Source organism: Marinobacter sp. PE14 (assembly GCF_053566155.1).
The window spans coordinates 425,198-447,399 of the sequence record NZ_JBQXNY010000004.1; the positions used below are offsets into that span (position 1 = coordinate 425,198).

At 55.3% G+C, this 22,202-nt stretch carries 20 protein-coding genes; 10 read left to right on the forward strand and 10 right to left on the reverse strand.

Features of this window, described 5'->3' with window-relative positions; translation table 11 throughout:
* Positions 1 to 127 precede the first annotated feature (127 nt).
* The 3 genes from ACWJ62_RS15485 to ACWJ62_RS15495 all read left to right on the forward strand — a co-directional run bounded on the left by ACWJ62_RS15485 (position 128) and on the right by ACWJ62_RS15495 (position 1,187).
* Positions 128 to 379, forward strand: a complete 252-nt coding sequence (locus ACWJ62_RS15485) for a YdcH family protein (RefSeq protein ID WP_449286989.1) — start codon at positions 128 to 130, stop codon at positions 377 to 379.
* Positions 380 to 548: 169 nt separating this feature from the next.
* Positions 549 to 701, forward strand: coding sequence for a hypothetical protein (locus tag ACWJ62_RS15490; protein ID WP_008171150.1), 153 nt, complete (start codon positions 549 to 551; stop codon positions 699 to 701).
* Positions 702 to 935: 234 nt separating this feature from the next.
* Positions 936 to 1,187: a hypothetical protein gene (locus ACWJ62_RS15495; protein WP_449286990.1), complete on the forward strand. Its 252-nt coding sequence runs from the start codon at positions 936 to 938 to the stop codon at positions 1,185 to 1,187.
* A 3-nt stretch (positions 1,188 to 1,190) separates the two neighbouring features.
* Here ACWJ62_RS15495 and ACWJ62_RS15500 read toward each other — a convergent pair whose 3' ends face one another.
* The 7 genes from ACWJ62_RS15500 to ACWJ62_RS15530 form a co-directional block, all read right to left on the reverse strand.
* Positions 1,191 to 2,027 carry a peptidoglycan-binding protein gene (locus ACWJ62_RS15500; RefSeq protein ID WP_449286991.1) on the reverse strand — a complete coding sequence of 279 codons (837 nt, stop codon included), beginning with the start codon at positions 2,025 to 2,027 and terminating at the stop codon, positions 1,191 to 1,193.
* Positions 2,028 to 2,197: 170 nt separating this feature from the next.
* Positions 2,198 to 4,147: a methyl-accepting chemotaxis protein gene (locus tag ACWJ62_RS15505; protein WP_449286992.1), complete on the reverse strand. Its 1,950-nt coding sequence runs from the start codon at positions 4,145 to 4,147 to the stop codon at positions 2,198 to 2,200.
* Positions 4,148 to 4,321: 174 nt separating this feature from the next.
* Positions 4,322 to 5,287: an ABC transporter substrate-binding protein gene (locus tag ACWJ62_RS15510; protein WP_449286993.1), complete on the reverse strand. Its 966-nt coding sequence runs from the start codon at positions 5,285 to 5,287 to the stop codon at positions 4,322 to 4,324.
* Between the two features lie 283 nt (positions 5,288 to 5,570).
* Positions 5,571 to 7,415, reverse strand: coding sequence for a protein kinase domain-containing protein (locus tag ACWJ62_RS15515; protein WP_449286994.1), 1,845 nt, complete (start codon positions 7,413 to 7,415; stop codon positions 5,571 to 5,573).
* A 9-nt stretch (positions 7,416 to 7,424) separates the two neighbouring features.
* Positions 7,425 to 9,023 carry a dihydrolipoyllysine-residue acetyltransferase gene (locus tag ACWJ62_RS15520; RefSeq protein ID WP_449286995.1) on the reverse strand — a complete coding sequence of 533 codons (1,599 nt, stop codon included), beginning with the start codon at positions 9,021 to 9,023 and terminating at the stop codon, positions 7,425 to 7,427.
* 26 nt (positions 9,024 to 9,049) lie between these two features.
* Positions 9,050 to 10,027 (reverse strand): alpha-ketoacid dehydrogenase subunit beta, encoded by a 978-nt coding sequence (locus ACWJ62_RS15525; protein WP_148606931.1) that lies wholly within the window; start codon positions 10,025 to 10,027, stop codon positions 9,050 to 9,052.
* 1 nt (position 10,028) lies between these two features.
* Entirely contained in the window at positions 10,029 to 11,213 is a 1,185-nt protein-coding gene (locus ACWJ62_RS15530; RefSeq protein ID WP_449286996.1) for a thiamine pyrophosphate-dependent dehydrogenase E1 component subunit alpha, read from the reverse strand.
* Positions 11,214 to 11,490: 277 nt separating this feature from the next.
* Between ACWJ62_RS15530 and ACWJ62_RS15535 the strand changes: the two genes are divergently transcribed.
* Positions 11,491 to 12,960, forward strand: coding sequence for a malate:quinone oxidoreductase (locus tag ACWJ62_RS15535; protein ID WP_449286997.1), 1,470 nt, complete (start codon positions 11,491 to 11,493; stop codon positions 12,958 to 12,960).
* A 29-nt stretch (positions 12,961 to 12,989) separates the two neighbouring features.
* A complete protein-coding gene (locus ACWJ62_RS15540; protein ID WP_449286998.1) occupies positions 12,990 to 14,723 on the forward strand; it encodes an isocitrate/isopropylmalate family dehydrogenase in 1,734 nt (577 codons plus the stop codon).
* A gap of 14 nt (positions 14,724 to 14,737) precedes the next feature.
* Here ACWJ62_RS15540 and ACWJ62_RS15545 read toward each other — a convergent pair whose 3' ends face one another.
* A complete protein-coding gene (locus ACWJ62_RS15545; RefSeq protein WP_449286999.1) occupies positions 14,738 to 16,069 on the reverse strand; it encodes an ATP-binding protein in 1,332 nt (443 codons plus the stop codon).
* Positions 16,059 to 16,724 (reverse strand): response regulator, encoded by a 666-nt coding sequence (locus tag ACWJ62_RS15550; protein WP_449287000.1) that lies wholly within the window; start codon positions 16,722 to 16,724, stop codon positions 16,059 to 16,061. The genes ACWJ62_RS15545 and ACWJ62_RS15550 overlap by 11 nt, the downstream gene beginning before the upstream one ends.
* A gap of 200 nt (positions 16,725 to 16,924) precedes the next feature.
* Here ACWJ62_RS15550 and ACWJ62_RS15555 point away from each other — a divergent pair, with 200 nt between their 5' ends.
* Genes ACWJ62_RS15555 through ACWJ62_RS15565 form a run of 3 tightly spaced genes read left to right on the forward strand, consistent with a single transcriptional unit; the run spans position 16,925 to position 20,111 of the window.
* On the forward strand, positions 16,925 to 17,335 hold the full coding sequence (locus tag ACWJ62_RS15555) for a PepSY domain-containing protein (protein WP_449287001.1): 411 nt from the start codon (positions 16,925 to 16,927) through the stop codon (positions 17,333 to 17,335).
* 57 nt (positions 17,336 to 17,392) lie between these two features.
* A complete protein-coding gene (locus ACWJ62_RS15560) occupies positions 17,393 to 17,863 on the forward strand; it encodes a DUF2271 domain-containing protein (protein WP_449287002.1) in 471 nt (156 codons plus the stop codon).
* A 22-nt stretch (positions 17,864 to 17,885) separates the two neighbouring features.
* Positions 17,886 to 20,111 (forward strand): PepSY domain-containing protein, encoded by a 2,226-nt coding sequence (locus ACWJ62_RS15565; RefSeq protein ID WP_449287003.1) that lies wholly within the window; start codon positions 17,886 to 17,888, stop codon positions 20,109 to 20,111.
* Between the two features lie 91 nt (positions 20,112 to 20,202).
* Here the strand turns inward: ACWJ62_RS15565 and ACWJ62_RS15570 are convergent, their stop codons facing one another.
* Positions 20,203 to 20,577: a hypothetical protein gene (locus tag ACWJ62_RS15570; RefSeq protein ID WP_449287004.1), complete on the reverse strand. Its 375-nt coding sequence runs from the start codon at positions 20,575 to 20,577 to the stop codon at positions 20,203 to 20,205.
* Positions 20,578 to 20,780: 203 nt separating this feature from the next.
* On the opposite strand from ACWJ62_RS15570, the gene ACWJ62_RS15575 reads away from it, so the two are divergent.
* On the forward strand, positions 20,781 to 21,203 hold the full coding sequence (locus ACWJ62_RS15575; RefSeq protein ID WP_449287005.1) for a PAS domain S-box protein: 423 nt from the start codon (positions 20,781 to 20,783) through the stop codon (positions 21,201 to 21,203).
* Positions 21,204 to 21,285: 82 nt separating this feature from the next.
* On the forward strand, positions 21,286 to 22,173 hold the full coding sequence (locus tag ACWJ62_RS15580) for a LysR substrate-binding domain-containing protein (protein WP_449287006.1): 888 nt from the start codon (positions 21,286 to 21,288) through the stop codon (positions 22,171 to 22,173).
* Positions 22,174 to 22,202 lie beyond the last annotated feature (29 nt).

Sequence of the window (22,202 nt, forward strand, 5' to 3'; positions counted from 1 at the left end):
TGCTATACCCATGCAACGTCGTGCGTAATTAGCGATTTGTCAAAGACGCCCAGAAACTGGCACGCTCGTCTATGCTGAAGGTGATCAGCCTTGATCAACACTCTGCAAAGAAGAGGAGAGTAATACGATGGGCATTTCCAGCCATGAGCTTCACGTAGAATTCCCGCAGTACCGAGACCTTATTCAGGAACTCAAGAACAATGATCTCAAGTTCAACGAAAAGCTTCAGGAGTACACGCATCTCGATCACGAAATTGAAGGGCTGGAAAAGAGAGACTCTCCCATCGGTGACGACAAACTTCACCGTATGAAACAGAAGCGGGCACAGCTCAAAGACGATCTTTACCAAGTGTTACTTTCAAACGCCAAGGCGTCATAAGACTGCAATCAAAATCATACAATTCTGACACCCTATAATGCTTGGAGCCCCTGTTTATAGGGGTTTCCAAGTATTCAGAAAGCTCCTCGTCAAGACTAGAATAGGACCCTAATTAAACAAGGTCCCGGTTTCTAGAGACCATATTCTGGGTTGACTAAGGAGTAATGAAATGAAAAGAGCTGCTTCGCTTTACAAAGGCTGGCGGATGAAGCGCAACTTTATCCACCTGGTGATGACTATGGATCGTCGGTTGCTGAACGATGTGGGATTCTCTCCTGAACTGGTTGAACAGAAACTGAGCACTCCGTTCTGGAAATTCTGATCCTCGTGATTGATCGACTCTGCTTTCGGTAACCTTCTGAACTGGTTGAAAAATAATCAGGCCAGAAGGTTACAGACTGTCACAAGAATGAAATATCCTATTGTTCTTAAAGCCCTTTTATCTCGAAAAAATCTAAGAAAATTGATCTGAATCTGTATTCTCTCCTAGCGGATCGTCCTATAGTTACGCTACCTCCAGAACCAGACCGGTTCACCCTGAAAGGAGAGCTTGACGATGATCCAGGAATTCCTTCAAAGCAAATTGCCACTAGACTCCTCCGTAAGCCTCAAGCGTTCAGATACCGAGCCTGATAAAAAAATTGCCAACGCCCGCAGCGAAGCCTTTGAGATCGTCTCAGACTCCGGTGAAACCGTAGGCTTTGTGAAGGCCTGGGAAGATGACCCGAGTTTCCGCGGATACGTCCACTTCGATTCCGACGGCAACGTGATTGACTGGAAGGTCTTCAAAGATCGGTTGCAGAGTTGACTCTCACACCAGCCAGCCAAAAAAGAAATCAAACAGGGCGCTGAAAAATCCTCCGCCAGAGCTTCGCGGTCTGTCGGCCACTGTCTGGTTTTCCGGCGCAGGGGTGTCGATCTGTTCAGTCGTTGATGGTTCGGTTTTCGTTGTCTCCGGCTCTGATTGTCCTGCACCGGTGGGCTCGGTCGGAATCCGGGCCAGAACCGGGTCCTTGTCTGCGTGGGTTGCGGTTGGCGCCTTATCGACGATTTCAGGCTCCGGTTCGGGGCTCGTTTCGGGGGATGCGTCGAGGTTTGGTTGAGGCGACTCTGCAACCGTAATCTTGGCCGTTTCTGAAATAACCACTTCAGCTTCGTTGGGACCTTTCTCTTCAATTGGTTTTGAAGTTTCCTTTGTAACTACTTGAACAACCGATTCTTCCGTTTCCGGTTTCTTCGTTGATTGGACCTTTGCCGGGGATGTCTGAACGGTTTGCTGAGTGGGTTCCTGAACAGGTTCTGGCTCGGCAGTTGCAACTTTCGGGGTGACCGGCTTTGGCTTGGGTATGGATAGTCCAAGCCCTTTCATCGATTCCGTGCGACTACCAACAGAATTGGCGGTGATCGTTGCCCCCGATGGAACGTTTATGCCGAGCGCTTTGAGCGTGTCAGCATCCAGGTTGCCGTTTGTCTTCAGCCCGGCTTCACGTTGATAGGTGCGGATAGCTGCACGGAGTTGGTTGTCGATCCAGCCATCGGCGCGCCCGATGTCATGACCGGCACCGTAAAGTGCGTTTTCGGCGGCGAAAATGACTTTTTCTGGTTGGGAGGCGTGAGCACCGCCAATGAAAGTGGCCGCTGTCAGCAAAGCAATGACAGAACCACGAATGCCTGGATTTCTCTGTGAATGAAAGCGCGTCATGGCGGGATACCTCCGGGCAGTCCGTTTCCGGTTACATTGTGTAACTTGAAACCCCAAGGTATCAGTTAATCATCTGCGCTCTCGTGAATTGGTTAACATCTGCAACCATTGTGTGTTCAGGATTCACTGGCCCTGAAGCGTCGCACGAGAGTATTCAGTTCATCAGCCATGTTCGCCAGGGAGCGGCTTGACTGATTCACCTGGGAAATGTCTCCAGCCAGTTCCTCAATGGCACTACTGCTGATTTCCACATTCTGAGTCATCTCCGACGCCGTCGCTCTCTGTTGTTCGGTTGCGCTGGCAATTTGAGTTGTCATTTCAACGATGCTGTTAACCGCTGCGAGAATGTCCGTCAAAGCCTCTCCCGATTTGCTTGCTTCTTCGCTGGCTTCCTCTGCCATCTGTTTGGCCTTGCTCATATCCACGACGGCGCCAGCAGCGCCACTCTGAAGCTGGGAAACAATTCGTTCGATATCGACGGTCGATTCCTGAACGCGCTTGGCCAGTCCTCGAACTTCATCAGCAACCACGGCAAAACCCCGTCCGGCGTCACCGGCACGGGCCGCCTCAATGGCGGCATTGAGCGCCAGGAGATTCGTTTGCTCAGCAATGCTCTGGATGACAGCCAGCACATTGCCGATTTCGGCCGATTCGTTTTCCAGCTGTTGGATCCGGGTAGACCCCTTCTCAACCTGATTGGCCAGGTTCGTAACGGCCCGAATGGCAGAGCCAACGGTTTCCTGTCCGGAATCCGCAAGCGATGCGGCCTTACGGGCCGATTCGTCAGTTTCGCTCGTGTTTGAGGCAATCTCTTCGGAGGTGGACACCATTTCCTGCATTGCGGCAGACACTTGCGTGATCTGGTCGCGCTGTTGCTCTGAATTGGCTGTGGTCCGCTCTGTAATCCCGGAAAGAGATTCGGACTCGCCGGTCAGTTGGCGAGACGCCGTAACAATCCGGGAAATCGTTTCCTCGAGCGTTTGCAGGAAGGTGTTGACCGCGTCGATGAAGTCACCGATCTCATCGGGACGACCCGGAGTTAGTCGGGTGGATAGGTTGCCGTTGTTGTTGGCGATGTCATCCAGGTAACTGAGAATTTCAGTCTTGGCGCGTTTCACGCTGTTGCCCATCAAACGGCTCATCACAATGGCAACAATCAACCCGAGTACAGCGGAGACCAGGAAAGCCGCGAGGGTAAATTTCAAAGCCAGATCCGTTGCTGCGGTTGCCTCATCGGCCTCTTGGTCCAGAGAGGCGAATATACTAGCTTCAAGTTCCCGGGCCATGGTCGCAATTTCCGGTCCCCGAACGTCCAGCTTCCGGGATTTAACGCCGACGAGAATGCTCTGCTGCTCAAGCATTTTCTGAACAGCAGCCCGATAGGCTTCCAGTTCTTCAACGACAGTGTTCAGGTACACCTGAACAAATTCGGGACCATTTTCGGCATCAATCAGCTCGAGGGCATCAGACAGGTCCTCAATGGCCCAGCCGAGGGCCTTTTGCGAATCCTCATCGCCGGTTGCCAAATACCGCTCGGCAGTCATCCGCATGATCAATGCATCGTTAAGCAGTTGCTCCAGACCGGCTCTCAGTTCGCTGTCTGGCTCACGGTTGGCGACGCCATTCAGCGCGAGCCTGAGGGCCTTTGTGGCGTTTGGTCCGTGTACATCCAGCTTTTCAGAAATAATGCTGAGTACCTGACGCTTTGCCGGAACCAATTCGTTTCTGAAGGCATCAATGTACTGATTGGTTGTCCCTTCAATCCGATCAACCAGGCTGGCTCGCTCGGGCTCTTGAATGTCGTCCTGGGCTTTGGCCATTACGGCTCTGAAATCCGCTTCCATCTCATCAAACCGTTCCAGGGTTTCCTCGTTGCCCGTGGAGAAGTAATCGAACACCCGGAGGCGCATTCGATAAACGCTGATCACCGACTCAGTGCCAATGGCGGTTTCTGGTGCCAGGTCTCGGGCAACAGTGTTCATCCGCTCGTCCAGCTGCTGGAATTCGTAGACACTGAAAAGGGTAACGGAGGCGAAGAGAAGAAGAACAAAAACAGGCGCAATCAATAGTTTGCCGGGAACACCTAATTTTCGTTCTACGGATTCGAGGAAAGAGGAAGCCAAAGCGTAGCCCTTCTATTAATTTGTTTTATTGGGTATCGGCTGCGCTGATCAAACCTGAAGTCTTACATCAGATTTTGGAAATCAGCGCAGCGGTAATGAGAGGATTATTGGTGGTGCCTATTCCACGAAGTTTGCCTGACTCGCGATCAGGGGCGATAGCTGCAGATTCCAGTGCGCCAGTCCGCTTTCACTGTATACATAATGGCCGCTGAGGGACTTCAGTTGGGGTATGCGATCTGGCTTGACGCCATTGAGAATCAGCGACGCCAGCCTGGCCGCGGTCAGACCTTCTTGCCGAGCAGAGATGGTAAAGCCACCAATGCTCTGTTCCTCACCCACAAAAATATCCCAGAAAGAGAACAGTGGGAGCTGGGCGCGATAGAAGGCTTCTTTCAAAAGATTATGAGGTATGACGTATTCGCCATTGGTGTCGCGAATCGTGTGATGGGTGCCCAGAACAACAGCATCATATCGCTCATGGGCGTTGACAATGGTCTCCAGCCAGGTGTCCCGATCATTCGTCAGGACAATGTCCAGTTCAGACCCGTAGATCGCGTCCTGACGCTTGTCTCCAAAGTACTCGTTAACGGCGTTGCGCATGGTAGGTGAGTCATCCATCAGAACCAGGAAGCGCTCTTTTTGCCGGAGTATTTTTCTCAGGTGTCGTATGCTTTCTGCGAAGAAAGGACGCTCGAGTATGCCGGTGACCAGAGGGTGTTCGAGGGTAGGGTGCTGAACAGGGCCGCCATTCACGCCGAGGAATACCACTGGAATCTGCTGCCCGACGAGGTAATCGGCCATCAACGTAAAGGCATTGTCATCACCGAGGATGGCAACATCGGGCTTGATGTCCGCTATATCGTTCTGGATTTGAGCTGCCTTCTGTGGCCACTCCGGTTTTGAAAGCCGCTTGGTGTCGAGTTCGAAGACGTGAATATCGTGATCCTCCCCGAGAACAGACCGGACCGCATCGATGTAGTCCGCGTCCCATTTGTATTCGAGGTGATAGCTTTGAACGATAACGACGGTTTTACCGAAACACAGCGGACTGACCAGCAAAAGAGCCAGGAAGAGTAAACGCATAGTTGTTCCTTATTATTATCCGAACCAGGTTGAAAAACAGAATGTTTAACGAATTGTTCTTCAGGCATTTTTTTATAGTTGTGGCCGGATTCAATACAGGAACCGTGCCACAAGGCTAGAGAGCTGTTTTTTCAGGGATTTATTGATTTTCGGAACTGTAGATTTGGCTTTCTTGCAGAAATCGTCCGATTGTCAGGACAATAAATGGTAATCGGGCTTGGATTTGTTGGTTTTGCCGGACAGATACGTCCGAAAAGTCGGACACAGAGAGGGCTTCCAGGTCTCAGATCGAAACGTCCTCTGTGCGTGGATTACGCGGGTAGTAGCGCTCCGGCAGGCGCTCGATGTGGGGAAAGAACCGGGTGTCTTTGTAAGGCATTTTCATGAACCCTGACACCCCGAGTCCGGTTATCTGTTCGACTGCCGAGAGAATTTCATCCAGCAGCCGGCTGAATTCTGGTTCTTGCTCAGGATCCAGTAGCCGATAGTGGCTGTGGATTTTTAGGTGGCGGGGCAGGGCCTCGAAAATAATCATGCCCGTGTGGTGGATCTCGTTCAGTGCCTCCAGTGATCGGATGATGGTCTCTGGTAGCACAAGAAATTCTTCCGGGTCCGGGCCGTCTTCGAAGTAGGAGTGCACGCGGCTTTCATCCTCCACCTCCGGTGCGGCACTGACCTCGTAATGCAGTTTCATGTCTGGCGACACCAGAAATGGTTGATCAGGTTCGTCTCGATCAACATGCAGGGTGTTGCGGGCGTTGAACAGACAGCTCTTGAAGATCCCCTGCCGGTAAATCGCCTGGGCCAGATAGACCATGTTGTTGACCGCCTGAACGAAGGCGGACTTCAGGGCCGGGTCATGGAGATTCAGTGAGGTATCAATGTAGATGCCATCGGTTTCCCAGCGCACGGCCAGCCCGCCTTCCACCGGGTAACGCCCAAGCCGGCTGACGGCGGCCAGGAATGCCTTCTCGGTTTCGCCCATGCCCTGCATGAAGTTCTTGTAGTAGCGGTCCAGCTGCACGTCATTGACGTCGTTGAGGGTTTCCGGTGCGCCTTCCTCCCTGAGGAACGATTTTCGGGAGCTGTAAACCACCGTGTCAATTTCCTGGTCTGAGGCTCGCACCCACACCGGTACCTGCGCCGTGACCGCTCTTTCCGGAAGATCAATCATCACCGTCCGGGCCATCCGCGGCATTTCCCTGAGATAGTAATCACCGGCTTGGCGTCGCGTATCCGGATCCGGCGAGAGCATGCCATCGAGCATGCGGGCAAACTCCATGGGCAGCCCCAGGGAAGTGGCCGGAATGGCCCGATGACCAAAACGGCAGGATTGGGCGGATGCCAGGGCATAGAGCGTCCCTGCGGCCCCCTGTTCGTCAAAACGGGGTGAAGAAAGCCCGCCGTTGAGCTGTTCATCGCCGATAAAATAGACATCCCCGAGCCGTGCGTTGGTTTGCTGAAGGTTATCGGACATCAGCTCCATGACGTTGGCGGTAATGAACTGCTGGTTGGCGTCCAACTGGGCAAACACGGAAGAGCCCCAGTCGATCAGGGCAATGTTTTCCGTGCTGGCGTCAAAGACCAGATTGGAGGGCTTGATATCGCCATGCACAATCGGCCTGCCAGCAGGGCCGTTTTCACGGCGCAAGTTACGTAGGATGTCGGCAAGCTGGTCTGCAATGCGAATAACGAGCCGCGGTTTCAGGCGACCATCTCGCAGGGAAACCTCTTCCAGGTTTAACCCGGCGGCGCGCTCCATCACCAGAATTGGCTGGTTATTGGCCCGCTGGTAGGAAATCAGCCTGGGTACCCTGGGGTGCCGGACCTGCTCGAGAATATAGGCTTCATCTTCAAGTCGGTCCTGGAGGTGTCTGGGCAGATTGATGCGGGTGAACTTGAAGACGTGTTCCGGGCCCCCGGTTGCGGTGCCTGGCAGGCGGCCTGAGAATACAAAGCCGTAAGCACCCTTGCCAATCAGCTCTATGTCCTGGTAACCGAGTTGGCGGAGCTGGGCAGCGCAGAGCGCCACCCAGTCCTTGAGCTTTTTGGCATCATCATGGCTGAGCAGATAGATCGACTGCTCTTCGGGTATATAGAACTGCTGCAGTTGAGTCTTCTGCGCCATGATGAAACGTCAGCCCATATGCAGGAGCATGGTTTGGGGCGATTCCAGATAACCTTTCCAGCGGTTGCAGAATCGGGCGATGGTGCCGCCGTCGATAATGCGATGATCGCCGGCCCAGCTCACGGTCATGATGGCGCGTTCCACCACCTGGCCATTGGCGTCAAACCGGGGCAGTTTCTGGGTCCGCCCGAGAGCAACAATCGCTACTTCCGGCGCGTTGATAATGGGCGCAGCGTAGGTGCCGCCCAGCGCTCCAATGTTGGAGATGGTTATGGTGCCGCCCTTGAGGTCTTCCTGGCTGACACGACCCGAGCGGGCCGCTTCTGTCAGGCGAGCGACTTCATCGGCAATTCCCAGCAACGACAGGCTCTCGACGCCCTTGATATTGGGCACCATCAGACCTGCCTTACCATCCACTGCCATCCCGATGTTGCACTGGGGCAGGTAGTGAATCTCCGTCACATCGTCGTTGAGCTGGCTGTTGAGTACCGGGAATTCCTGCATGGCCAGCGCAATGGCCTTCATGATGAAGGGCATGAGCGTCAGTCGGGAGCCCCGTGATTCAGCCTCCGGTTTCAGTTGTTCTCGCAGCCGGAGCAGATCGGTGACATCGATGTCCTCGCTGTAAATAAAGTGAGGGATTGTGGTAGCCGACTTCACCATGCTCTTGGCCATGGCAGCTTTCATGCCACGGATCGGTTCTACCCGAACTTCCTGCTCGCGCTCGGGCTGCCTGCGGGCGGTGTCGGTGCTGGAAGCTGGTGCTTTGCCAGCTGGCTCCTGGGTCTCTGCCGGTTTTGAGCCGCCCTCAAGATGATCCAGCACATCGGCTTTCAGCACACGGCCATCCTTACCGGAGCCGGTGATATCGCCGAGGTTGAGCTCGTGCTCCCGAACCAGACGACGAACGGCCGGGCTGGCAGGAATTCGCTGTCGGCTGGCCGTAGCCACAGGTGAGGCCGTTGCGGTTGAGAGTTGAGCAGCGGGCTCCGCTTTGGCTTTGGGCTCGTCCGGTGCTTCCCGATCCCGGGGAATGAACGCGAACAGCGGGGCATGAACCTTGGCCATGGCCTGCTGTTGATGATAGAGCTTGGTGACACGCCCGGCTTTGGGGGCGGTAATCTCAACCATGGCCTTGTCGGTCATAACGTCCACAACGGGCTGATCTTCCTCGATCTCGTCACCTTCGGCCACACGCCATTCCACCACTTCGCACTCAACAATGCCCTCGCCAATATCCGGAAGGATAAAGTCTTCGGTGGCATTATCGCCGGAGTCCCCACCTGATGCAGGCTGCGCGTTGGTCTCGGGCGCAGGTTCTGCTTTGGCGGGCTCGGGAGAACTGCTGGCGGGTTCCTGCTCAGCATCTTCGCTCTCATCCACCAGCTCAAACAGCGGGGCGTGGACCTTGGCGATATCGCCTTCCTTGTAGTAAAGGCGGGTCACCCGACCCTTGTAGGGCGCAGGAATCTCCACCAGAGCCTTGTCGGTCATCACTTCGGCCACCGGCTGATCTTCTTCAATCACATCGCCTTCGCTGACCAGCCATTTGACCAGTTCACATTCCACGATACCTTCGCCGATATCGGGCAGTATAAAATCACTCATAGTCGCTCTCCTGTCCTGATATCAGCCTAGAATTCAACGCTCGCCCTGATGGCCTCGTAGACCTTCAGGTGGTTGGGCAGGTGCTCTTTTTCCAGCACCAGCGGGAAGGGGGTGTCCATCCCGGTTACCCGAGCGATCGGAGACTCCAGATACAGGAAACAGCGCTCCTGAATCGTGGCGGCGATTTCACCGGCGAATCCGCCGGTCAGGGGAGCTTCGTGGGTGACCACCAGCCTTCCGGTCTTGAACACCGAGTTGGCCACGGTTTCCACGTCCCAGGGCAGAATGGTCCTGAGGTCGATGACCTCACAGGAAATGCCATCTTTTTCAGCCCGTTCGACGGCCTGGTCAATCACTTCCATCTGGGCGCCCCAGCCCAGAATCGTGACGTCCGTGCCTTCCTTCGTGACTTCGGCCTCGCCCAAAGGCAGGCGATAGTCTTCATCCGGCACTTCACCCACTGAGGCCCGGTACAGGCGCTTGGGCTCAAAGAACAGGGTCGGGTTGGGATCGTGGATAGCAGCAAGCAGCAGACCCTTGGCCTGATGCGGGTTGCGTGGCACTACGATTTTCAAGCCCGGAGTATGGGCAAAGTAGGCCTCCGGCGACTGGGAGTGATACAGACCGCCGGCAATACCGCCGCCGTAAGGCGCGCGAATGGTCAGCCCGCCTACGTCGAACAGGTTGCCTGAACGATAGCGAAACTTGGCGGATTCGTTCACGATCTGGTCGAACGCCGGGAAGATGTAGTCGGCAAACTGGATCTCGGCCACCGGCACCGAACCCTGGGCGGCTAGGCCGTTAGCAAACCCGATGATGCCTTGCTCTACCAGCGGCGTGTTGAAGCAACGGGCCTTGCCGTATTTCTGTTGCAGGTTACTGGTGGCACGGAAAACGCCGCCAAAGACGCCGACATCCTCACCGAAACACAGAACACGCTCGTTTTCCGCCATGGCGGTATCGAGGGCATTGTTGATGGCCTGGAGCATATTCATCTTGGACATCTCAGGCTCCTCCCTTGGCGTGTTCGGCACTCTTCGGGTATTCATCCGGGTACCGGCGAATATGCGCCTTCAGTTTGTCGAATTGCTCAGCCAGAGCAGGTGGCACCTCGTCGTAGACGTCGCTTACCAGGGATTCGAGCGGTGGCGGTGGACGCTTCTGGGCCCGTTTCATGGTTTCCAGTACTTCACGGCGCATGTTTTCCTGGAGCTGCTTTTCGTCGTCCTCGCTCCACCATTTCTTGCTTTCCAGCCAGAGGCGCATGCGCAGGATCGGATCTTTCTCGCGCCAGACCGCCTCTTCATCCTTGCTGCGATAGCCGGAGGGGTCATCTGAGGAAGAGTGGGCAGCCAGGCGATAGCTCATGGCCTCAATCAGCACTGGGCGGTTGTGTTCCACAGCCAGCTTTCGGGCTTCCTGAGTGGCCTGGTACATCGCAAGAATGTCGTTACCATCCACCCGAATCACATCCATCTTGTAGCCGTAAGCCCGGGGTGCAACGCCGTCGGCAGCAAACTGTTCGGCGGCCGGCGTGGAGATGGCGTAACCGTTATTGCGGCACAGAAAAATCACCGGCACGCGGTGAACCGCTGCCATATTCAGGGCAGCATGAAAGTCGCCTTCCGAGGCGGCGCCTTCACCAAAATAGGTAATGGTGCAGAGACCTTCGCCCCGGAGTTTCTGACCATAGGCATAGCCCGCGGCCTGGGGAATCTGGGTGGCCAGCGGCGAGGAAATGGTCATGTAGTTCAGCTTCTTCGAGCCATAATGCACCGGCATCTGGCGGCCTTTGCCGTAGTCCATCTCGTTGCCGAACAATTGGTTCATGAATTCGTCGATGGTAAAGCCGCGGTAGGCGAGGGCACCTTGCTCCCGATACTGCGCCATGATCATGTCACCATCGTCGAGTGCCGCGGCACTGCCGATCACGGCGGCTTCTTCACCGGTGCACTGCATGTAAAAGCTCAAACGGCCCTGCCGTTGGGCGGCTAGCATGCGCTCGTCGAGTATTCGGGTGGTGACCATGGCCCGATAGATACGAAGGGCCTTGTCTTTGTCGAGATCAGGAGCCTTGGCGCTCTTGTAGAGCTTGCCGTCCTGTTTCAGGAGCTTGAACGTGGGAATCCGGAATTCCGCACCGTCGGTAAACACTGGGGAATACACAACTTTAGACTTTGTTGTTGTCATAATCCTCTTCCTGGGGTGGTGGCCTGAGGAACAAACACTCCTTGTGGGAGTGTAGTTAATGTCATTGTAGACAGCCTGGCGAAATCTGGTGTGATTCCCGCCAGTTCGTGTTTACCTTAACGTAAACTGCGAAACAGGGGTAGACCCTCCTGTTCAGAATTTTCCCTTGTTAAAGAGCGCTCGGGATGCGTTTTCCGTGTTTGCCGAAGCGTGCTACCGTCAATACACACGCTTTTCCAACCTTGTTCAGACATTCGACTCACGCGGGTAGGTTTTAATGAACGTAATCATCATTGGCGCAGGGATAATGGGCACCACTTTCGCGACCCTCGCGAAAGAACTGGCACCGGAACTGGATATCACCATTCTCGAACGGCTGGACGGCCCCGGGGCTGGCAATTCCTGGGTGTTCAATAACGCCGGCACAGGGCACGAAGCAAATTGTGAGCTGAACTACACGCCGGTGGACGAAGAGGTTATTTCGGTCGAAAAGGCTGAGAAGATTCACGCTCAATTCAATGTGGCCAAGCAGTTCTGGGCGTATCTGATCCAGAAGGGGGCCATCAAGGACCCCAAGTCGTTTATCAACCAGACCAAGCACTGCACCATCGTCTCTGAACCATCAATTCCTGAGCTGAAACTGCGTTTCAACGAGATGTCCGCCCACCATTTCTTCGAACAGATGCGCTACTCGGAAGATTTCGATGAGATCAAGAGCTGGATTCCTTACACCATGGAAGAGCGCCCTCGCCATGAAAAAATGGCGGCAACCGTTATTGAAACGGGTACGGACGTCAACTTCGGTGCGTTGACCGAGCAAATGGCTAAACATGCGGTGAATGACCTGGGCGTAAAGATTGAATACGGCACCCACGTTAAACGCGTGCATCGAAGCCCCGCTGGCAGTTGGCTTGTTGAAACGCAGGGCAGAGGGGGGGATCGTCAATACAAGGCGGACGTCCTGTTTGTCGGTGCCGGAGGCGGTGCATTCCCGATCCTGAAGAAGAGCCACCTGCCTTTCGCCCGTCGGTTCACCGGCTTTCCGGTCGGAGGTCGCTTCCTGCAGGCGCCGATCACTGCCGAGCAGGCTGAGCACTATCGGGCCAAGACCTATGGCAAGGCCAAGGTGGGCGCGCCTCCGATGTCCGTACCGCACCTGGACCTGCGAGTTGCAGATGGCCAGTACTACTTACTGTTCGGCCCCTTTGCCTCGTTCAAACCGGTGCTTGAGAGAGGCCGTGGCTTCCTGGATTACCTGCGCGCCATGCGCCTGCACGATATTCCGGGCCTGCTCAATGTGGCTCTTGAGCATTTTCCCCTGGTTAAGTACCTGGTGTCTGAAACCTTCAAGGGTGAAAAGAGCATGTTCGAGGAGCTGGACAGCTTCGCCCCGGGCATGAGTAAAAAGTTCAACTGGAAAGCCGTCGAGGCGGGCCAGCGCGTACAGATCATCCGGGACGGGGATCTGCAAATGGGTACAGAGATACTCGTCTCAAAAGACAAGACCTACGGAACGCTGCTGGGTGCATCGCCCGGGGCGTCGGTGTCGCCGGAAGTCATGTTGCGTTGCCTGGAAGAGCTTTTGCCGTCTATTTTTAACAGTGAGGAAGCCGGCAAGAAGAAAAAAGAAATATTCCCCGAGGACAATCTGGAGACCCTGGCCAAGAATCCGGAGCGTTACCGGGAAATCCGGGATACCGTCAACGAGCGGTTAGGCATCAAGCAGTCGGCATCGCAGCAGGACTGAAACGGCCAACAAACAGCAGGGAGACATCCATGGACAGCAGAATCAGTGTGACCTCGCCTCTCGTGATCCTTCACGGCGACGAAATGGCCCAGGTTGCGTTCGAGCATATTCTCAAGAAATTCGTGAGCTCTCGGCTTGATATTCAGCTTGAAGAAATTGATCTGTCTGCGGAGAACCGCCTGTTGACCAATGGCCAGGTGGTTATTGATGCCATCGATTCGCTCCAACGCCACGGAGTGGGGGTAAAGAACGCCGGCATGACGGTAAACCGCCAGCAGTTGGAGGACCTGCTTACGAAACACCCGGATGTGGATGGCAACAACCTGCACCCTCTGGCGACCAAGTCCCCCAATGGAGCTATCCGCAAGGGCATCAGTGGCAACATAACACGGGAAGATATCCAGTTCCGCAACCTCAATATCCGCCGCCCCGAATGGGTCGGGCGCGACATTGAGGTGGATACCATGGAATTCGGCGGTATCAAGGAAAGTTTCAATCAGCTTTCTCTGGCAACCGGCGTTGTCAAACTGATGTTTGTGGGCAGCAGTGGCGACCCGGTAGAGCTGCATCGGCGAGAGATTCGCAAGGGCGATCCGTGGTTGCTGGCAACTAATGATATCGAGGATGTGAAAGCCTGGGCGCATCGCTTTTTCCAGCGTGCCATCGCAGAGAAGCGGGACGTCTACCTGGGCCTTAAGGATACGGTGATCCCCGGTTACGATGGTGCCATGCGCTCGGTGATCGAGGATATCTATCACAGTGACTATCAGAAGCAGATTGAAGACCTGGGGCTGAATTACTACTACGAACTGATCGATGCCCAGGCGGCCCGCATTGTTTCCAACCCGCCGGAGCATGCGCTCTGGGGTGTGCCGGATAACACCACCGGGCGAAAACTCCTCAAGCTGGTAAATCAACTCAAGGAATTCGGCATTCCGGGCCGCGGAGCCCATGTGTCCATCTCACGGATGAGTGCTGGCGGCGGCGACCAGTATGGTAGCTTCAACATGGCGGCGAAGGAGGATGGCATTCTCAAGGTTATCGTCGACGGTGACGAGAAGCATGCCCGCCGGGTCCGGAAAGGCGATCCAATGTTGCTTATGTCCAATGACCGCGAAGCGATAAAGGACTGGGTTCTGCAAGTCTTCCGCGACGCCTCCCGCAAGGACAAAGAGGTCTATTTTGGTCTCAAACGGGAGTACATGGAGTATGACGAAGTATACAGCGACGTGATTACCGAAGTTCGTCGGGAGCTGGCGAGCGAGCATACGCCGCCGCCGTCGTTCATGATCATGCGGCCTTCGAGTCAGCTCAAGAAGATGATCACGGATCCACCGAGAAATGCGCTTTATCCCTCCCAGAACCTCGACGGGGATATCTTCTCCGACATTTCCGCCGCTCTCGGAGGAAGCCTGGCGACGGCCAGTTCCATCATCGAGAGCAAGGACGGAACCATGCTGTTCGAGGCGCCCCATGGCACCGCCCATGATCTGTATCTGAAGTATCTGGAGAGCGATGGGAAAGTGGCCCATTTCAATCCGTCGGCGTTAATCTTCGCGCTGGCCAACGCCCTGGAAACCCTCGGTGAGAGAGAGGGTAACGAGCCCCTGAGCCAATACGCCGTTCAATTGAAGGCCGCGTTAACCGATACGGTCGACCGTGGCATTGTCACTGCAGATCTCAAGGGTAAGACCGTCGACCCGGATTCGGAGCAGGTGGTCGATATGATTAACTTTCTTGAGGCCGTGGAAAACGCGCTTTAATAGCTTGAGTCGTTTCACCGGGCGCTTGTTACATTGAGCGTCGCTTCAAAACCGTCCTGCCGTCCCTTTGCCGGAGATCGCAGGTGCAATGTCATACCTGCACCAGTGGCAATTGCGTCGGCAATCGCCAGGCCCAGGCCAGATCCGGTCGCATCGGTTTTTGCGCGCGCAAATCGGTTCCGTAGCAGGGCGAGCTGTTCCGGCGGCACAATCTCCCCGCCATTGCAGACTTCCAGCGTACCATCGTCGACGATGCTAACCTCAACAGGCTGTGTTTGGGAGCCATGTTTGAGTGCATTTTCAATGAGATTGCGCACCAGGATGGCGAAGGCATCGGGATCGAGGAACGAGTTCACTTCCTGTTCGGGCAGGGTCAGTTTAACTCGCCCCGGTGCCTGATTCTCGAAATCATCAACGATCATCGCCAGTATTGGCACAAGATTGTGCGCATCCTGTGATATCGCACCTCCACCTTCGGCTTTCGCCAGCTCAAGCAGCTTCCCAGACAGCAGAGACAGATCGCGCAGCGCTTCCTCAATCTCAGTAACATTGTTCTTGAGTTGGTCGTTCTGGATCTGGGTCTTCAGCCGTTGCACTTTGGCAAGCGCTGTTGCTAAAGGTGTCCGCAATTCATGGGCGCTGTTGGCGGTAAAACTCCGCTCTGTCTCGAGAGCACGGTGCAAGCGTTCCAGCAATCGGTTAACAGCAACGGCGATGGGTTCAAATTCTGTTGGCAACCGATCCCCGTCAACGGGGGAGAGGTCACCGGCGCCCCGGGATTCTATCGCCTGCTGGAATTCGACCACCTTTCGCAGGGAAAGCCGCACGATCCACCAGACGCCCAAAAGGCTGATCGGGATCAGTACAATCAGAGGCATCAACAATGCGAGGCCCGCCTCCAGGGCGGCTTGGCGACGGTGAGCCAGGGGTTCGGCCACCTCAATGTAGATTGTGTCGCTGACGGCAGACGCGCCGTATATCCGGTGCGTCGATGTATTGGAAAAACCTTCTTCGGGCCGCAGTTCCCCAAAAACACCTGGATCAGCATCGTGGGATTGAAGAAGAAGGTTCCCGTCCCTGTCCCTGACCAGATAGGTGAGGTATTCGTCATGGTCTTTAAGGGCAGGGGCTGTTTGATTCCCGGTACCATTTTCCCGGTTAAGGATGTCGGTAACGGCCAGGGGCAGAATGCGTTGAGCGGTTTCTTCCAGGGCGCTGTCGAAAACCTCATTCATTTCGTGCTGTGCCACGAGACCGGAAGCGGTCACGCCCAGCAGCCAGAGAACGGTGACGCCGAGCGTGAGGCCGATACTCAGGTTTTTCTGCAGGCTCGTTTTATTGGTCATGTGTTTCCAGGCGATAGCCCATCCCCCTGACGGTTATGATGGTGTCGCGCCCGAGTTTTTTACGCAAACGGCTGACATAAACCTCAATGGTGTTGCTTTCGATTTCTGCACCGAAGGCGTAAAGGCGATCCTCCAGCTGGGATCGCGATAATAGCATTCCTGGTCGTTGGATAAAGCCTTCGAACAGGGCCCATTCCCGGGCAGTCAGTTCTACCGGCTGGCCGTCGCGACTGATGCGGTGATCACCAAGATCCACTTCCAGATGACCCAGGTGTATAAGCGGGCTCGGATTGCCGCGGTAACGTCGGGCCACCGCAGCCACACGGGCTGACAGCTCGGAAAGATCAAAGGGCTTTACCAGATAGTCGTCGGCGCCAGCGTTAAGCCCTTCAATTCGGTCAGACACCTGATCCCGAGCGGTAAGTATGATCACGGGTGTCGTGTTTCCGGCTGTCCTCAGCTTCCTCAAAAAGCCTAAGCCATGGCCGTCAGGCAGCATCAGGTCGAGCAGAATAAGGTCGTAGGCTGTGGTCTGAACGCTGCCGTCGGCAAAACCCAGAGTTTGGACCCAGTCGACCGCGTGGCCGTCATCGGTGATCTGATCCCGCACTGCCTCGCCCAGTCCCGCAGTATCCTCAACCAAAAGTACCCGCATAGTTCACCTCTGATCCAGTTCTGAGAGAAAGATACTACAGCCGCAAACTGACAGCAGCCTGAATGACCATGAATGGGGATCAGGTGAGATCTATCGCACCCACAAATGGGCGGGCAATCAAACGGGGGTGAGGGCGCGTTCAGGTCACTGTCAGGTAAAGCTCATAAAGTATTCATCGTGGATTCAACAGGAGAAAGTTCATGAAGACCAATCCCGTGATTTTAAGCCTCGCTTTATTGTTGGTGGGCACTCCGCTGCTGGCTGACGACGATTGTGATGATCCGGTGGCCAATTGGCAGCCCCGGGAAAACCTCCGCCAGAAACTGGAAGGCGAGGGCTGGACGGTATACCGCATCAAGGTGGATGACGGTTGCTATGAGGTAAAAGGACTGGCGCCGGCGGGTTTTCGCGCAGAGGCGTCTTTTGCTCCGGCATCCCTGCAGTTGATGGAACTGGAACGTGAAGACGATGACGATGACGACTATGAGCACGATGACGACGATCGCGGCTACGGCAACCAAATGCGGGAAGGTGCTCAGGGCAGTAATGGCCAGGCGCCGGCTCCAAGCAATGGCATTGTCAAGGGTCGCCCGAGCGTAACGGTTGAATAACCCGTTAGTGCTTTCTGTTTATTTTTCACGCAGCTCACGTTTTACCGGAGACACGGTATGAAAAAAATCCTTTTTGCTCTGGGCCTGGCGATCGCAGTTTCTGTGCCCGCCCTTGCCCAGGCGCGTGAAGTGACGTTCACGACCGAATTACTTAACTATGGTGGCGATGGCGCCTACCTGGCGCTTTACCTCACAGATGCTTCCGGGAAATATCACGGGACCCTCTGGGTCGCGGGGAAGAAATCCAAGTACTACAAGCACCTGAGTGGCTGGGCACGTGGCAGCAGGCTGAATCCCGCAGAGTACGACGGCCTGACCGGAGCCAGTGTGACCAGCGGACGAACCCTGAAAATCACCCTGAATCTGGATGATGCCCTGATCGACAACGGCTACGAAATCCTTGTCGACACTGCCGTTGAAGATATGCGGGATAATCGGGCGGATGTCGCCGTTCCATTGACCACCGACGGATCCGGTAAACCGGTCACCGGGCGTGGTTATGTTCGCTCATTCCGCTACGACTTTTAACGGACTGGCAGGAGCTTAGGCGATGTTACGTAAATTGCACGGTTTACCAGGTCTGCTCGCAGCCTTGTTCTTGATGACGCTTGCTGTCACCGGGGCGGTTCTGGCCCTGATGCCCGCAATGGATAGGGCAGCTGCGGTAATCCCGGCTGCCGGCGAAGTGAGCGTAGCGGAGCTGGCAGGACGGGTGGTGGAACACTACCCGGGAACCGAACAGATTGTGCGCGGGCTTTCCGGGGAAGTGATCGTTTATTACAGCCGCGACGGTCAGCCCGGTGCGGATCTGGTCAATCCTTTAACTGGCGAAGGCGTTGCACCCTACGAGCCTTCGGCTTTTTTCATCTGGATCAAGGACCTTCATCGCTCGTTTCTGCTGGATAACACCGGGCGGGCGCTGGCCGGAGTGATGGCCGCAGTGATGGTACTGCTATGTATTTCCGGAATTCTGCTGCTGGTCCGCCGCACCGGTGGCTGGAAGGCACTGTTCCGGCCGTTGGTTGGTACCGGCGGTAAACGAATCCACGCCGAGCTGGCACGGTTTGCCGTTCTCGGGTTGTTGTTGTCGGCATTGACCGGAAGCTATATGTCGGCGCAGCGCTTTGGTTTGCTGCCCGAAAGGTCCGAAATCGGGCCAGCCTTTCCTGCTGAAGTCGCTGGTGGACAACCGGCTTCCGTGGACACCCTGAGCGCACTTTCTCAGGTTGATCTCACTGAACTGCGCGAACTGGTGTTTCCTTATCCTGATGACCCGCAGGATGTCTATTCCCTGACAACCAGCGGTGGCTCCGGATTTGTGGATCAGGCTACCGGTGAGCTGCTTAAGTATCAGCCTCGCTCTGCAGGTAGCGTATTCCAGCAATTGATCGTCAGTTTGCACACCGGCGAGGGCCTGTGGTGGCTCGGCCTCATTCTTGGAGTCGCTTCTCTGACGGTACCGGTGCTCTCGGTGACGGGGATAACAATCTGGTGGCAGCGTCGCCGGGCATCAGGGCAGGTTGCCGACAATGCCGATATCTCTCAGGCGGATACTATTATCCTCGTTGGCTCCGAAGGCAATAGCACCTGGGGGTTTGCCCAGGCACTCCACGTCAGTCTGAACAAGGCGGGGTTTCGGGTGCATTGTAGCGAGATGAACGCGTTGCCTGACCAATATCCGCAAGCCTCCATGGTTTTCGTGCTGACCTCGACGTACGGTGACGGAGATGCACCGGCGTCAGCCAATCGGTTTATGACGAAGCTTCGTGATTTTCGGGGCGACAAGAGCCTTAAATACGTTGTGCTGGGCTTTGGTGACCGACAGTTCCCGAACTTCTGTCAGTTTGCATTGGACGTGGATGCGGCGCTCGCCAGCAAAGGATTGAGCCGTCTGCACACCACAGAGCTCGTTGATCGGTGTTCCGCTTCGCACTTCAGGGAGTGGGGAGACAAGGTCGGTGAGCTTATCGGGACTCCTCTTGAGCTGACCTACGATCCGTTGCCGCCTTCCACGGTAGAGCTTGAGCTGGTAGAGCGAGCAGATTACGGGGTCGCAGTGCAGGCACCTACCAGTATCCTGCGTTTCAAGGCGGCGGAGCAGGAACGGCGCTGTTGGCCGAAGTTTCTTCCCCGAGTCGGCAAGAGTCTTCCACCATTCGAGGCGGGTGATTTGCTGGGCGTCATGCCTCCTGAAGGGCAAGCACCGCGGTTCTACTCTCTGGCATCCTCTGCCACAGAAGGGGTTTTGGAGATATGCGTCCGCAAGCAGCCGAATGGTCTTTGCTCCGGATATTTGCACGACCTAAGATCAGGGGACCGTATTGATGGCTTTATTCGCCACAATCCAGGGTTTCGGCCCGCAACTGGTAATACCCCCATAATCCTGATCGGAGCCGGTGCCGGAATTGGTCCATTGACCGGTTTTATCCGGAAAAATACCGAGCTCAACCCCATGTACCTTTATTGGGGAGGGCGCAGTTCGCAATCTGATTTTCTGTATCAACCCGAGCTGGGGCGATACCTTGAAGACCACCGGCTGACCGGGTTGAATACGGCGTTCTCTCGGTCTGATGAACGCGCTTATGTTCAGGATAAGCTCAGGCAGGATGAAACGGCTGTGCGCCAGATGGTCAAGGCGGGGGCTCAGATCCTCGTCTGCGGTGGCAGGGATATGGCGGCTGGGGTAACACAGGTTATTGAAGAGATTCTCAAGCCCTTGGCAATCGATGTGCAGACGCTCAGAGACGAGGGGCGGTATCTGGAGGATGTTTACTGATGGATACCCACCAACACGGAATATGACCCAGCAGACAGTTCTGTAGCGCTCCGCTGACCTTTGGAATCAGTGGAGCGCCGACTCTTTAATCTTACTTGACGGTATTGCCCTGAATCAGCATCCCGTTGCCCTTGATGACGCCATCCTGGCGCAGCACCATGGATGGTCCATCAATACTGACCGCGTAGCAAGTGGGCTCCTGACCATAGGCAAAGCACATTTCGCCCTTTTGAGTTGTCCACTCACCTTTGTAATCCACGCCATGAATCGCTCCGTCCGGAGCATAGTATTCGTTGAAGGCGGAATTGGCGGTACTCATGCTGCCCTGGTATGAGTGATCGCTGACCGCTTGAGAGATCTCTTCTGCGCTGAGCGGCTCTGAGGCTCTCACCGCACTGGTTCCCAGCAGGGTTGCTGCCGCGAATACGAGGGGTACCGTAATGACATTTCTTGCGTTGCGATTCATAGTGCTGTCCTTCCATTTAGGTTCGGAATGAGAAATGCGCGTTAAAGCGTACGCGCCGTTTGCGAGTGAGGATCTGTTTCAGGCTGGAGCCCTGGTCAGTCTGATCCGGTCGAGGGCGGCAACGTAAGGATTAGGGGGCGCGCAAGGGGGTAATTTGCGCCTCTACGACGACAGACAGAACTTTTAGACAGGAGCCCGCCTTAATGGCATTTTACAACCGGACAAAACTGCAATTGCAGGAAGCGCTTGCACAGCTCGATGCTGCAGAAAGCCGGATTCGGGAGTTGGAGTCGGATTTTCACGCCGTTGAGCAAGCCGTCGCGGTTATTGTTATGACGCAGGACGGCATTATCGAGCGGGTGAACAAAAGGTTTCTCGACTTGCTCGGATATAAGTCCGAGGATCTTGTCGGCCAGCATCATCGGGTTTTCTGTGCCAGCGAATATGCCAGAAGCGAGGACTACATCAGATTCTGGCGGGAGCTTGTCACCGGTAATGCAAAGCAGGGCAGCTACCCGGCAGTTCATGCTGATGGACACAATGTCTGGTTGGATGCCCGCTATTCGCCGGTAATGAGTGAGCAGGGTGTGTCCAGGAGAGTTATTGCGATAATTGATAACAGCTAAATGCTGTCTCCGACAAATTGGAACAAGCGGGTAAAATTGGTCTACGCTTAATAAAAAGTTAACCGTAGACAGAGCAAACCCAATGCAGAGACTGCCTCCGCTAAGGGCATTACAGGCATTTCGATACGCCGCCCGAGAATTGAGCTTCAAGGCCGCAGCGGAGGCCCTGAATATTTCCCAGGCAGCGGTCAGCACCCATATCCGTGGCCTCGAAGATTTTCTGGGTTTGAAGCTCTTTGTACGGCTAACCCGTGAAGTGAAATTGACGCACGAAGGCAGGGCGCTTTCAGGGTATATAGAGACGGGATTTCAAGAGCTGGAAAGGGGCATAGCGCTGTTTGCGCCGAACTCTGATCCCGGGCGTTTAACCGTGGCAACAGTGCCATCCTTTGCCAGTCGGTGGCTTGTGCCCAGAATTGATTCGTTTCTGAAAGCTCACCCGGAGATCCAGCTAAGCTTACAACCCAATCTCCCGTTGGTGGGCTTTCAGGGTGATGGCGTCGATCTCGCGATCCGTTTCGGGGGCGGTGATTACCCCGGGCTCGAATCCAGACCATTGCTCGAAGAGAAACTGCTCCCGGTGTGTCACAGTATGCTCGTTGCTAATGAGCCGGTAACGCCCGAGAGCCTGGCGGCACTTCCCTGGCTAATCGATGAATCAATCGACATGGAAAGCTCTTGGATAGCGTTTCAGGAAAAGCTTGGCATCGAAATACCTGACACCTCCATAACGCTTCGCGTTACAGAGGCAACGACTCTTGTAGAGGCATTGCTGGCGGGTAGAGGCATTGCGTTGATGCGATACAGTCTTGTAGCCGATCTTCTCAAAACTGGCTTGCTTCAGTGCCCGATCGACATTTCGGTGCCGGCGGAATACCAGTATTACCTGGTTGCACCAGAAGCAAAATTTCGCACGGATAAGGTACGTGCATTTGTCTCGTGGATTACCGGGCAAGTGCGTTCCGAGTAACGTAATACGGCGGCCTGCGCCAGCAACCG